Source organism: Peptostreptococcus anaerobius 653-L (assembly GCF_000178095.1).
Lineage (GTDB): Bacteria > Bacillota > Clostridia > Peptostreptococcales > Peptostreptococcaceae > Peptostreptococcus > Peptostreptococcus anaerobius.
This window is the reverse complement of sequence record NZ_ADJN01000056.1, coordinates 39,039-51,636: the sequence shown is the minus strand read 5'-3', so window position 1 is coordinate 51,636 and position 12,598 is coordinate 39,039. Positions and strand designations below refer to the sequence as shown.

The 12,598-nt window shown below is 38.0% G+C and carries 12 protein-coding genes and 1 riboswitch; of the genes, 10 read left to right on the top strand and 2 right to left on the bottom strand.

Features of this window, described 5'->3' with window-relative positions; translation table 11 throughout:
- Positions 1–103: 103 nt before the first annotated feature.
- The 5 genes from glpK to HMPREF0631_RS06525 all read left to right on the top strand — a co-directional run bounded on the left by glpK (position 104) and on the right by HMPREF0631_RS06525 (position 5,657).
- The gene (glpK, locus tag HMPREF0631_RS06545; RefSeq protein WP_002844018.1) at positions 104–1,609 is read left to right on the top strand and encodes a glycerol kinase GlpK; all 1,506 of its coding nucleotides are present in this window, start codon (positions 104–106) and stop codon (positions 1,607–1,609) included.
- Positions 1,610–1,783: 174 nt separating this feature from the next.
- Positions 1,784–3,217 (top strand): NAD(P)/FAD-dependent oxidoreductase, encoded by a 1,434-nt coding sequence (locus HMPREF0631_RS06540; protein ID WP_002843977.1) that lies wholly within the window; start codon positions 1,784–1,786, stop codon positions 3,215–3,217.
- Between the two features lie 8 nt (positions 3,218–3,225).
- Complete coding sequence (locus tag HMPREF0631_RS06535) at positions 3,226–4,485, top strand: NAD(P)/FAD-dependent oxidoreductase (protein WP_002843983.1); 1,260 nt, start codon at positions 3,226–3,228, stop codon at positions 4,483–4,485.
- Positions 4,475–4,840, top strand: a complete 366-nt coding sequence (locus tag HMPREF0631_RS06530) for a DUF1667 domain-containing protein (protein ID WP_002844000.1) — start codon at positions 4,475–4,477, stop codon at positions 4,838–4,840. Before HMPREF0631_RS06535 ends, HMPREF0631_RS06530 begins: the two co-directional genes overlap by 11 nt.
- 145 nt (positions 4,841–4,985) lie before the next feature.
- Positions 4,986–5,657, top strand: coding sequence for a Crp/Fnr family transcriptional regulator (locus tag HMPREF0631_RS06525; protein ID WP_002843987.1), 672 nt, complete (start codon positions 4,986–4,988; stop codon positions 5,655–5,657).
- 88 nt (positions 5,658–5,745) lie between these two features.
- Here HMPREF0631_RS06525 and HMPREF0631_RS06520 read toward each other — a convergent pair whose 3' ends face one another.
- Both HMPREF0631_RS06520 and HMPREF0631_RS06515 read right to left on the bottom strand, forming a co-directional pair.
- Positions 5,746–6,366 carry an ECF transporter S component gene (locus HMPREF0631_RS06520; RefSeq protein ID WP_002844014.1) on the bottom strand — a complete coding sequence of 207 codons (621 nt, stop codon included), beginning with the start codon at positions 6,364–6,366 and terminating at the stop codon, positions 5,746–5,748.
- A gap of 10 nt (positions 6,367–6,376) precedes the next feature.
- Positions 6,377–7,087 carry a YwaF family protein gene (locus HMPREF0631_RS06515; protein ID WP_002843978.1) on the bottom strand — a complete coding sequence of 237 codons (711 nt, stop codon included), beginning with the start codon at positions 7,085–7,087 and terminating at the stop codon, positions 6,377–6,379.
- Between the two features lie 355 nt (positions 7,088–7,442).
- A riboswitch (purine riboswitch) is annotated at positions 7,443–7,539 on the top strand.
- 67 nt (positions 7,540–7,606) lie between these two features.
- Between HMPREF0631_RS06515 and HMPREF0631_RS06510 the strand changes: the two genes are divergently transcribed.
- The 5 genes from HMPREF0631_RS06510 to ahpC all read left to right on the top strand — a co-directional run bounded on the left by HMPREF0631_RS06510 (position 7,607) and on the right by ahpC (position 12,549).
- Entirely contained in the window at positions 7,607–8,935 is a 1,329-nt protein-coding gene (locus HMPREF0631_RS06510; RefSeq protein WP_002844002.1) for a nucleobase:cation symporter-2 family protein, read from the top strand.
- A gap of 21 nt (positions 8,936–8,956) precedes the next feature.
- On the top strand, positions 8,957–9,529 hold the full coding sequence (locus tag HMPREF0631_RS06505) for a xanthine phosphoribosyltransferase (RefSeq protein WP_002844015.1): 573 nt from the start codon (positions 8,957–8,959) through the stop codon (positions 9,527–9,529).
- A gap of 371 nt (positions 9,530–9,900) precedes the next feature.
- Positions 9,901–10,293 carry a GntR family transcriptional regulator gene (locus HMPREF0631_RS06500; RefSeq protein ID WP_002843974.1) on the top strand — a complete coding sequence of 131 codons (393 nt, stop codon included), beginning with the start codon at positions 9,901–9,903 and terminating at the stop codon, positions 10,291–10,293.
- A gap of 69 nt (positions 10,294–10,362) precedes the next feature.
- The gene (locus HMPREF0631_RS06495; RefSeq protein WP_002844011.1) at positions 10,363–11,817 is read left to right on the top strand and encodes a PH domain-containing protein; all 1,455 of its coding nucleotides are present in this window, start codon (positions 10,363–10,365) and stop codon (positions 11,815–11,817) included.
- 168 nt (positions 11,818–11,985) lie between these two features.
- Positions 11,986–12,549 (top strand): alkyl hydroperoxide reductase subunit C, encoded by a 564-nt coding sequence (gene ahpC / locus HMPREF0631_RS06490; protein WP_002843996.1) that lies wholly within the window; start codon positions 11,986–11,988, stop codon positions 12,547–12,549.
- Positions 12,550–12,598 lie beyond the last annotated feature (49 nt).

Genomic DNA, 12,598 nt, shown 5'->3' with positions numbered 1-12,598 from the left:
AGAAAAATAGCTTACCAGATCATAAGTAATCTTGTATAAAATAACAGATTGCTTAATTACAAAAAAGACAGGTTACTCAATTATAAAAAGGAGGATTTGAATAATGGAAAAGTATGTATTATCTTTTGACGCTGGAACAACTAGTTCTAGAGCAATAATTTTCAATAAAAAGGGTGAAATAATCAACGTTGCCCAGAAGGAATTTAAGGAGATATATCCAAAGGCTGGATGGGTTGAGCATGATCCGATGGAAATATGGGCATCTCAGTCTGGTGTTGCTAGAGAGGTTCTAGAGATGTCAGCTATAAGACCAGAACAGATAGCAGCTATAGGTATAACAAACCAGAGAGAGACTACAATAGTATGGGACAAGAACACTGGAAGGCCAGTCTACAATGCTATAGTATGGCAGTGTAGAAGAACAGCTAGCTACTGTGAAAAGCTAAAAGAAGAAGGCTGGACAGAAAAGATAAAGGACAAAACAGGTCTAGTAGTAGATGCATACTTCTCAGGTACAAAGATAGCTTGGATCCTTGACAATGTTGAGGGAGCTAGAGAAAAGGCTGAAAGAGGAGAACTACTTTTCGGTACAGTTGATACTTGGCTAGTATGGAACTTGACTAGGGGTAAGGTCCATGTCACAGACTACTCAAATGCTTCAAGAACTATGCTATACAACATCAAGGAACTAAAGTGGGATGATGAAATCCTAGAAAGATTAAATATACCTAAGTCAATGCTTCCAGAAGTTAGAAACTCAAGTGAAGTATACGGACATACTGATACTGGTACATACGGTGGTGCCCAGATACCAATCGCAGGTATAGCTGGTGACCAGCAGGCAGCCCTATTTGGACAGAACTGTTTTGAACCTGGTATGGTAAAGAACACTTATGGTACAGGATGTTTCGTACTTATGAACACAGGTGAAGAGATGATCCAGTCAAAGAATGGCCTACTTACAACTATAGCTTGGGGTATAGATGGCAAGGTTCACTATGCACTTGAAGGATCAGTATTTATAGCTGGTGCTGCCATCCAGTGGTTAAGAGATGAATTGAGATTGGTATATGACTCACCACAGTCTGAATACTATGCCAACAAGATAGAAGATACAGATGGACTAGTAGTAGTTCCAGCATTTACAGGCCTTGGAGCTCCATACTGGGATATGTATGCTAGGGGTGGAATATTCGGTATTACAAGAGGAACTAAGAGAGAGCACCTTGTAAGAGCTACACTTGAATCTCTTGCCTACCAGTCTAAGGATGTAATAGATGCAATGCAGGAAGATGCAGGTCTACCACTTGCTTATCTAAGAGTTGACGGTGGAGCATCTGCCAACAACTTCTTGATGCAGTTCCAGGCAGATATGCTAAATACACAGGTTCATAGACCTAAGACTCTTGAAACAACAGCCCTAGGTGCAGCCTATCTTGCAGGTCTTGCAGTTGGATATTGGAAGGACCTAGAAGAAATATCTGAAGAATTTGCAATAGACAAGGAATTCCTTCCTGAAATGTCAGAAGAAAAGAGAACAAAGAACTACAAGTACTGGAAAAAGGCTGTAGAGAGATCTATGGATTGGGTTGACAAAGAAGACGAATAGTAATTTAGAAGACAAATAGACTTTACAAGATAACTAGCAAACAAATCAGTTTTGTGATATAATGTTATATAATATGTAAGAAAAATTAATAAAAATATATTTATTGAATTAATAGAGTACACGAAATAGATTCAACCTGTTTTGTGTACTCTTTTTTAATTTTATGGAGGTAATATGTACGATATTATAATTGTAGGTGGCGGTGTAATTGGATGTTCAGTTGCCAAAACCCTATCAAAATACGATAAGAAGATAGCTCTTATAGAGAAAAACTATGAAATATGCCAAGAGACTACAAAGGCAAATTCAGCCATAGTCCATGGTGGATACGATTGTAAGCCAGGAACACTAAAGGCCAAGATGAATGTAAGGGGTAATGCAATGTACCCAGAACTTAGCAAGGAGTTAGATTTTACATTTAACAAGATAGGTTCTTTAGTCCTTGCCTTTAGTCAAGAGGAAATGAAAACGATTGAAGAACTATACCAGAGGGGTCTTGCAAATGGCGCTAGGGACCTAGAAATAATTGATGCCAAGAGGGTCAAAGAGATAGAGCCAAAGGTATCAGATGAGGTAGTTGGAGCCCTTTACTGTGGTTCAGCAGGTGTTGTAGACCCATTCAACCTTACTTATGCCATGATGGAAAATGCAATGGACAATGGGGTAGAATTATTTACTGAGACAGAGCTAATAGGCCTTGAAAAGAACTCAGAGGGTATACTTGTAAAGACTAACAAGGGAGACTACCAGGCTAAATACGTTATAAATGCAGCAGGTTTATACTCAGACAAGGTTGCCAACATGGGTGGGGACTTTGACTTTAACATAATACCTACAAAGGGAGTATATAGACTATTTGACAAGAAAAAGGGGGACAACCTAAATACAGTCCTATTCCAGACTCCAACTGAGAGGGGTAAGGGAGTACTAGTAACTGCAACATATGACGGAAACACTATGATAGGACCTACTTCAGACAAGATAGGAACAGTAGAAGATACTACAACAGAGGCTGAATCACTTGCAGTAATAGATAGACTAGGAAAACTATCTGTACCTAGCCTAAATCCTAAGAATACCATCCGTGTATTTACTGGTGTAAGGGCAAAACCAGACACAGGCGACTTCATGATATATGCATCTAAAAATATGGAAGGCCTAGTACACTGTGGAGGTATAGAGTCTCCAGGTCTAGTATCTGCTCCTGCAATAGCTGAATATGTAGAAGAAATCCTAATAGACAATGGAATGGATACAAAGAAAAAGTCTAACTACAATCCAAAAAGAAAGGGCATAGTTAGAATCTCCGAGCTTACAAACGAAGAAAAGGCTGTAAAGATAAAGGAAAACTCAGCCTATGGAAAGATCATCTGTAGGTGTGAAACAGTTTCTGAGGGCGAGATAATAGAGGCTATCAGGAGAAATGCTGGAGCAAAGACAGTAGATGGAGTAAAAAGAAGGGTAAGAGCCGGTATGGGAAGATGCCAGGGCGGATTTTGTGGACCTAGGGTAATAGAGATTCTTGCAAGAGAATTGAATATAGATCCTACAGAAGTAAGAAAAGACCTTTCTGGTTCAAAAATAGTAGAAAGACATTTGAAAAAATAGGGGGAAATATGTTAAATTACGATTTAGTAGTGATAGGTGGAGGTCCAGCTGGACTTGCAGCTGCGGTTGAAGCTAAAAAAAATGGAATAGATTCTATCTTAATTATAGAGAGAGACAGGGAATTGGGCGGTATACTAAACCAGTGTATCCACAGTGGATTCGGTCTTCATGAGTTCAAGGAAGAGTTAGCAGGACCTGAATACGCCCAGAGGTTTGTAGACCAGGTAGACGAGCTTGGAATAGAATACATCCTAAATACTATGGTCATAGAGCTTACACCAGACAAAGAGATAATAGCTATGAGCGAAAACGGACTTGTAAATATAGGTGCAAAGTCTATAGTCCTAGCTATGGGATGTAGGGAGAGAACAGCAGGTGCAGTAGCTATGAACGGCTATAGACCAGCTGGAGTATACACTGCAGGTATGGCTCAGAGAATGATGAATATGGAAGGCCTAATGGTAGGTAAGGAAGTTGTTATCTACGGTTCAGGTGATATAGGTCTTATAATGGCTAGAAGGATGACACTTGAAGGAGCCAAGGTCAAGTGCGTTGTTGAGATATCTCCACACTCTAGTGGACTTAACAGAAATATAGCCCAGTGCCTAAACGATTACGATATACCACTATACCTAAGCCACAATATAAACAAGGTCCACGGTAAGGAGAGGATAGAGGGAGTGACTATCTGTAAGGTTGATGAAAAATGGCAGCCAATAGAGGGCACAGAAGAATACTTCTCATGCGATACCCTGCTACTATCTATAGGCCTAATACCTGAAAACGAATTGACAGTCAATGCTGGTATAGAGCTAAGTCAGGTGACAAATGGGCCAAAAGTAAAATCAAATATGGAAACAAGCATGGATGGTGTATTCAGTTGTGGTAACGTACTCCATGTCCATGATATAGTGGACTTTGTTACAAAGGAATCTAGGGTTGCTGGCAAAAATGCAGCAGACTATATAAAGGGGATGAACGATTCCGATGGCAAGGACCTATTTGAAACACAGGCAGGAAATGGAATATCCTATGTAATACCAAACTATGTTGTAGCTGGTGGCAAGGATGGAGCCAATTTATTCTTTAGGTCAAGAAAGCCATTCAAAAAGGTTGAGGTCAAGGTCAGCATAGGAGACAAGGTAATCAAGACAAAGAAGATGCCTGCAATGATACCATCTGAAATGGTCAACATACCACTTAGCCCAGAGGATATAAAAGACCTAAACGACAAGATAATAGTGGAGGTGGAAGAAATTGGAAAATAAGAGAGAGTTCACTTGCATAGTATGTCCTGTAGGCTGTCACTTGACAGTTACAAGGGAAGATGACCAGTACAAGGTGACAGGCAACACTTGTAAGAGGGGAGAAAATTACGCCCAGCAGGAAATGATAGCGCCTAAGCGTAATATCGCATCTACAATCAGGGTAGAAGACGGATTCTTAAACCTTGTGCCAGTAAAGACAGACAAGCAGATACCAAAAGAGCTGATATTTGATGTGATGAAGGAAATAAACCAGCATAAGGTAAAGGCCCCAATCAAGGTAGGGGACATCTTGATTGAAGACGTTCTTGGAACAGGATCAAACATAGTAGCAACGAGGAATATAGGGAAAAAATAGCCAACAATAGCTACAAGGCATATAGACTAGTACTAGGATACAATTAAACAAACAACAAGACAGAACGGTCAGCACTATCGACCGTTCTGTTTTCTATTTACTTTTATATACTCTGATGATATCATGTACTTAGTGGAGGAATATTATGATTGAAATTAAGGATATTGGTGTATTTGAAGGCATATCAGATTCTACACTTGAGAGAATATACGAATTATCTGATGAGATATGTTTAAAGAAGAATAGGAGCCTATATATGGATAGGGAGAAGCTGGACTATGTATATTTTCTACTGGAGGGCATGGTCACCTTGTCCAAGTGCAATGAGAACGGTGAGTCTAGGATCATTTTTACCCTCAAGCCAGGGGACATGATCAACCAGCCTATCATGAGGAAGAACACCTCTGCAGTCGAGTGTTGGGGGTTTGAAAACTCCAAGATTATGAGGATCAAGTTTGAGGACTTTGATTCCATCATGCAGAGCGACTACATACTTGCTAGGAATTGCATCCTCTACATGGAGAACAGGATCAGGAGGCTATACAGACAACTCAAGAACTCTGTCACATCCAACCTAGACAAGAGACTGGCAGCCAAGCTCTACAGGCTTGCCCTAGAACATGGCATGGACCAAGAGGATGGGCTAGTCCTTATATCCATAGACCTATCTGTGACCTATATAGCTAGGACCATGGGATGTCAGAGAGAATCCCTTTCTAGAGCCCTGAAGATACTCCTTGAGAGAGGTATAGTAAAGAGAAAGGGCAAGAAGTTCTACGTCAATATGAAGGACACTGAGAGATATTTTAAGGCATAAGAAAAAGGGCTGACCCAAAAGCGATTTTTAACGCTTATGAATCAGTCCTTTATTTTTATCTTAAATTTCAATAATTCTCAACCTATGCCTATGATTTCAAGTTTTTAAATATAGCCCTGCAGATAGGTGCTATAATCACAGCTGCTGCGAGTGCCTCTGGTATTCCAGATCCTAGTATAGTTGCCATTATCAGCTTGAAGACTCCTGATATAGCCACTTGCTTGGCTGCAGCATATTGTTGGGCAAATAGCAAATATATACTGGACATTACCAGTATGGTGTTGGTAATTGATCCAACAAATCCTGTTATGACTAGGGATATTGTTTGATTGACCCTTAGACCCTTCAATCCGGTCCAGACACAGCCTGCGACCAATCCTATTAGGATTCTGCATCCAACTGATATCCAAAGTGCCTTGATTACTCCCACTAGACCTGTTGTACTAAGAAATGGTGAAAATGCAAAGGACAGTAGGCTAGGAGCCATAGTGTTGCTAACTAGTGAACACAGTCCAAACACACCACCAAGTATCGCACCGGCGACTGGACCTAGTGTTATTGCACCGACAATAACTGGTATATGTACTGTTGTCGCCTTGATGATAGGTAGCTGAATCATTCCCAGTGGAGTATTTGCCAATAGGATAATGATGGCTGCCATAAGTGCAACTTGTACACTCCAACGAGTATTGTTTTTCTTGTTTTTCATTGTTTCTCCTCTATGCTCTGATATATTCTTCCTCGTCTTCTAGTAGTAACTTGTTGTAAGGAAGTACCTTGTTAAATATTGCAAGTACAAGTATCATCAGTAGGCTTATAAATACTCCTACAGATACTCCTGTCAAAGGAACGAAGCTAAGTGAACTAGGTAGTTTCATCAAGAAGCCATAGTTTGCCTTTAGACTAAGGTCTGCTACAAGTATAAATAGGTTCATTATTAGTGTTATGATGATGATGTCCTTAACCTGTATTTTTGATCTTTCCCTAACTAGCATAAATGCGTTGAATACTAGTAGATAGTGGCCTACTACATATGAGAAGTTTGTCCAGTGTGGGAATACAAAGTGATCAAGGTCTACTACTATACATGCCATACTTCCACAAATTAGCCCTAGAATAGCGAAGTAGTTGACTAGCTTTTCCTTTTTTGCGAAGTAGGCAAATGCTAGACCAAGCATACATATTCTACAATGGAATAGGGGTAGGCCTTCTGTTGCAAGGTGGTAGCCTGTACCTATATACCATGAGTAGAGTATAAACTGCTGACATAATGATAGGCATAGACCTATCTTGATAGCTCTTTCCTTGTTCTTTATAAATAGACTTAGTAGCATTACTACTATTAGTCCTACTGTTACTGAAATCTTCATCCAAGATGGCATGAAAAAGTTTGGGTCTTGTACTGCCCTAAAAAAATATTCCATATTCATAACTAATCTCCTATTTTTCTACTATTATAATTATCTATAATTATCTTTTTAATATATAGTCTAACTTTTTAATACGAATCCACTAGACTATAGTATTACTTTAAGCATTAGAATTCCTTTATTAATTAAAGAAAATATTGGCTAGAGGGTCATATCCCGTCTAGCCTAAGTACATATTCTAGTTTAACATATATTTTTAATCGAGTAAAGCTATTATTTAGATATGAATATATTTTAGGTTCAGGTAGTAGGAGATATGTACCATTTTTTATTATTTTACCAATATTAAATTGAAAATCATGAATAATGTTTGTGTTTTATGGTGACAATTTTCGTTTTTTTGTATATAATAGTTTATTATAAGTTAATATAGGCTCATATATGCTCCAAATTTGGTGGAGTGTCTCTACCCCTGACCTTAATCAGGGACTATGAGTCAGAAACGTGGACTTCTGACTCATAGTAGCTAGGAGCCTATTTTTATTGGTAAATATTTTATGAGGGAATCTAGGAGGTAAAATGGAAGATCAGACAAAAAACATTACAGATAGACCTATGGAAGAATTGAAGTATTCTATTGAGTCTGTACCACCACTAGGTGTATCAATATTATTGGCGCTACAGCATATACTAGCTGCTTTTGCAGGTATAATTGCTGTGCCACTAGTTGTGTGTGCAGCCCTTAAGTTGAGTGTAGAGCAGACTACTATAATGGTAGGTGCTACAATATTCGCATCAGGACTTACAACAATATTGCAGTCAAGGGGTCTAGGTCCGGTTGGATCGAGAGTATCAGGGATGATGGGAACGGACTTTACGTTTGTTAATCCGTCAATCAGTGTAGGAGCCAAGTTTGGTATAGCTGGTATAGTAGCAGCTACTATCACAGGTTCGCTTGTAGAAATTATTTTGAGTAGGTTTATAAAGCCATTGATGAAGTTTTTCCCACCGCTAATCACAGGTACAGTTGTATCTCTAATAGGTATTACTTTACTACCAGTAAGTATAGACTGGGCAGCAGGTGGTGTTGGTTCTCCTGACTACGGTTCATTGAAGAACTTGACTATTGCATTTGTAATAATGTTATTCACCCTATTTTTAAACCACTTCGGAAAGGGAATCTTATCTACTGCTGCGGTATTTATAGGTATGATATTCGGTTATATAGTGTGTATACCTCTAGGAATGGTAGACCTTGCTTCAGTAGCCAATGCTGATTGGATAGCTATACCAAACATATTAAGATATGGCTTCCACTTTGACATGGCTTCTACCTTGTCATTTGTTCCAGCTTATCTTGTTTCAACAATTGGTACAGTCGGTATAATGATGGCTATAGGTGAAGCATCACATGAAAGAATCACTTCAGATAGAGCAGCAGCCGGTGTACTTTGCGACGGTATCGGTTCTATGATATCAGGTATGTTAGGTGCTGGGCCAAACACTGCCTTCTCGCAGAATGTTGGATTGATTACACTTACAAAAGTTGCGAGTAGACATATAATGATAATTGCTGGTATAATACTTACTATACTAGGTGTATTTCCAAAGTTGAGTGCCCTAATAGCAGTAATGCCATCACCTGTTCTAGGTGGAGCTGGAGTTATAATGTTCGGTCTTGTTGCAGCACAGGGTATCAAGACTTTATCATCAATAAATCTTGGAGACCGTGAGTTATTGATAATATCTGTTGCCTTTGCACTAGGTATAGGTGTTACAGTCAAGCCAGAAATACTACAGGGACTACCAAATGCCTTAAAGATGATCCTATCTTCAGGTATTTCAACAGGTACTTTGGCAGCCTTGATACTAAATATCATATTGGTAGACAAGAGAAAAACTAATTAATATTTTAAGTGAGGAATGAAAATGAAGTTATTAGAAGAAAGAATTTTGAGGGACGGAAGAATCCTACCAGGAAACATATTAAAAGTTGACAAATTCCTAAACCATCAGATAGATCCAGAATTATTTATGGAGATGGGAAAGGACTATTATGAACATTTTAAAGGACAGGGTATTAACAAGATACTTACACTAGAAGTATCAGGAATAGCAGTTGCATTTGCAGCAGCGACATATTTTAAGTGCCCAGTTGTATTTGCCAAGAAGTCTCAGTCACTTACTTTGGCAGATGATGTATATTCAAGCAAGGTGATATCTTATACAAAGAAGAAAGAGTACGATATCAAGGTAGACAAAAACTTCTTGACTAAGGATGACAAGGTTCTAATAATAGATGACTTTTTGGCTACAGGACAGGCTCTACATGGTCTAGTTGGCTTGTGTGACCAGGCTGGAGCTGAGGTTAAGGGAATAGGTATAGCAATCGAAAAATCTTTCCAGGACGGAGGTAAGAAGTTCAGAGAGATGGGTTATGATGTATATAGTCAGGCTATGATAGAAGAGTTTACTGAGGATAGTGTAAAATTTAAGAGATAGTTAGTAGGAAATTTACTGGGGCTGATTCATAAGTCTTAGAAAGTATAAAAAATGCTAAATTCAACAAATTATGTAAACATAAAAAGTTAGACTTTATTAGCGAGACAGCTTCGGCTACCTCGCTATTTTTATGCAGATAAGTTGATATCAAATACATTATTTAAATATTTTTCTTGCTTTTTTTCTCAATTAAGTATTATAATAAGTAATACAATTAAGTATTATACAAACTAATACACGTATAACAATAAAACTTATATCTACTAGAATAGCTATAGTAATTAAGGAGCCTATAGACGTATGATTGTAACAATTAAGTATTATATATAATAATACATACACGACAAAAATAATGATTAGGAGGGACAATTATGATAATTACACTTGATACCAGTTCGACTACACCCATATATGTTCAGCTGAGAAACCAGATTGTAATGGGTATAGGCAGAGGAGACCTTATGCTTGGCGAGGGATTACCATCTGTAAGGCAAATGGCAAAGGACATTGGGGTCAATACTATGACGGTCAATAAGACCTACCAAATTTTGAAATCTGAAGGTTTTATAGAGATTGACAGAAGAAGGGGGGCCGTTGTAGCTACAAACCAGTATGCTGATATTGACTTCAAAGACAAGCTAGAAGATGAGCTAGAGTTACTATCGGCTGAGGCTAGTGTCAAGGGCCTTAGCAAGGAAGAATTTATGAAGATGTGTGAAGATGCATTTTCCAATTTCAAGCTTGCTAGTGCAGAAGGAGTATAGTTATGGAGAAGTTGAAGAGTAAAAGAAAATCGACAAAACTATTGACTCAATTAAGGGGGAGGTATGGATATGGAAATTGCTTTAACTATAATATTTGCTATATGTAATTTGATTGTTTATTTTGCAATCAAGCATTCTTTAAAGGGGGTTTTTGATTATAGGAACGGTATGATCCTTGGTATGCACGTTCCAAAAGAATCTATTGAAGATCAAGACCTTGTGTCTTTAGTGGATAAGTACAAAAAGAGGTTTAGGGTTCTCAACAAGATTGTTTTGTTTGGGGTTGTTTTCACTATTTTCTTAATATGGTATGACACCGAGATATTTATAAGGGTGTTTATGGTTTGGATTATGGTCATATGTGCCTATAGTCAGTTTTTTTCTACATCTGCAATGAGGTCGATGTATTCCTTGAAAGAGAATAAGGGCTGGATTAACTCTGATACCAAGAACCTAGTGAAGGTAGATACTAGGGTTTCAGCCATGGGGCATAGGATGTACATAAATCCTAACATACACTTAGCTTTTATATTGATATTTTCCTATATAGTATTGGATATATTTATGGAGTCCTTCATTTATAGGTCGGTATTTAAAGATATGACTCATGCCAGTAGCCTAACAGGAGCAAATGATATTAGGATGACCTTGGTATTGATATTTGGACTTGGCTTATTTATAGCTGTAACGTATTATATCTTGCATAAGTGGCATGCAAAAAAGGCTAACATAGTCTATTGTGATAACACCGATATAAACTACAGGGCCAACATGGTAGACAAGTGGTATTGGTCTTTTGCCATGCTTATAGGTGGTGTATTAAACCTTGTAGCCCATGTATATATGCTGGTGGCTATATCTATGAAGGGTTGGATATACAATTCTGATATTATAATATATATAGGTATTTTGACAATGACAAGTATAGTCACTATATATGTTGTCAAGCTTGTAGATACTAAGAGAGATGATATACTAAGACTAGCCAAAGACATTGAGTATGTGGACGATGATTATTATTGGAGGAAGGGATATTACTATAATCCAGATAGCAAAAAATTGATGGTCCAGGACAGGTTTAGCTCGACTAACCTTACATTTAATATGGCTAAAAAGTCTGCCAAGGTCATAAATATAGGTCTTGGTCTAATACTTGTAGGGTCTATGGTACTTGTTTTTAGTCTGACAAGTGGCTCAAATAATATAGAACTAGTTATGAATGGTGATAGGGTAAGTGTAAGTTCGTCTTTTTACAAGACAAGCTTTGATCTTTCTGATATAGAGGAGATGAGCCTTGTTGACGACTTGAAGGATACTTCTGTAATCAGAACAAATGGTGTCAGCATAGGTGATATAGATATTGGACACTACCTTGGCAAAAAAGAGGGCAAGCTAATGCTGTATATAAACAGCAGTAAAAGGCCGCTTTTGAAAATTAAGTTGAAGGATAGGTTTGTTTATATATCTAGTGATGATGATTTAGATGTCAAAAAAATATACGATAATATATCATCAAAAAAATAAGCAGTCTTGTTAAGGATATCTCCACAGTTAAGTATAGTCCTGTAAGCAAAGCAAACTCTATAAAGCAGGATTAAATTTAATTTAAATATTTCAATAAAAATGATTACGAAAAAATATAATGGGTATATAAAAGAAAGCAGTAATCATTACTAAAAAGGAGGTAATAGTATGAGTTTAATTAATAAGACTGTTCCTGAGTTTAAGGTAAATGCTTTTCATTCAGGTAACATAGAAGAAGTAACTAATGAATCAATAAAGGGTAAGTGGTCTGTATTTGTATTCTATCCAGCAGACTTCACATTTGTTTGCCCTACAGAGCTAAGCGACCTAGCTGACAATTATGAGGAATTCGTAAAAGCTGGTTGTGAAGTATACTCAGTATCTTGTGATACAGAATTTGTCCACAAGGCTTGGGCAGAGGCTTCACCATCAATAGCAAAGATCAAGTACCCAATGCTTGCAGACCCTGCAGGTATACTAGCTAGAGCCTTTGACGTAATGATCGAAGGCAAGGGTCAGGCACTTAGGGGTTCATTTGTAGTAGACCCAGATGGTGTGATCAAGGCTTATGAAATCAACGACACACCAATTGGTAGAGATGCAGGTGAACTACTGAGAAAGGTTCAGGCAGCTCAGTTTGTAACTAAGTACGGAGACCAGGTTTGCCCAGCCAAGTGGAAGCCGGGTAAGGAAACTCTAAAGCCAGGCCTAGACCTAGTAGGAAAGATCTAGTAAAAGATTTACCAACAAAATATTATAATAAATTTTTAAGAGGAGCTGG

What these genes read in the sequence shown, in the direction of transcription:
- HMPREF0631_RS06525 (WP_002843987.1), top strand. Translation starts at nt 4,986, where the DNA reads ATGATTGAAATTAAGGATATTGGTGTATTTGAAGGCATATCAGATTCT.
- HMPREF0631_RS06520 (WP_002844014.1), bottom strand. Translation starts at nt 6,366, where the DNA reads ATGAAAAACAAGAAAAACAATACTCGTTGGAGTGTACAAGTTGCACTT.
- HMPREF0631_RS06495 (WP_002844011.1), top strand. Translation starts at nt 10,363, where the DNA reads ATGGAAATTGCTTTAACTATAATATTTGCTATATGTAATTTGATTGTT.
- HMPREF0631_RS06505 (WP_002844015.1), top strand. Translation starts at nt 8,957, where the DNA reads ATGAAGTTATTAGAAGAAAGAATTTTGAGGGACGGAAGAATCCTACCA.
- HMPREF0631_RS06540 (WP_002843977.1), top strand. Translation starts at nt 1,784, where the DNA reads ATGTACGATATTATAATTGTAGGTGGCGGTGTAATTGGATGTTCAGTT.
- ahpC (WP_002843996.1), top strand. Translation starts at nt 11,986, where the DNA reads ATGAGTTTAATTAATAAGACTGTTCCTGAGTTTAAGGTAAATGCTTTT.
- HMPREF0631_RS06510 (WP_002844002.1), top strand. Translation starts at nt 7,607, where the DNA reads ATGGAAGATCAGACAAAAAACATTACAGATAGACCTATGGAAGAATTG.
- HMPREF0631_RS06515 (WP_002843978.1), bottom strand. Translation starts at nt 7,087, where the DNA reads ATGAATATGGAATATTTTTTTAGGGCAGTACAAGACCCAAACTTTTTC.
- HMPREF0631_RS06500 (WP_002843974.1), top strand. Translation starts at nt 9,901, where the DNA reads ATGATAATTACACTTGATACCAGTTCGACTACACCCATATATGTTCAG.
- glpK (WP_002844018.1), top strand. Translation starts at nt 104, where the DNA reads ATGGAAAAGTATGTATTATCTTTTGACGCTGGAACAACTAGTTCTAGA.
- HMPREF0631_RS06535 (WP_002843983.1), top strand. Translation starts at nt 3,226, where the DNA reads ATGTTAAATTACGATTTAGTAGTGATAGGTGGAGGTCCAGCTGGACTT.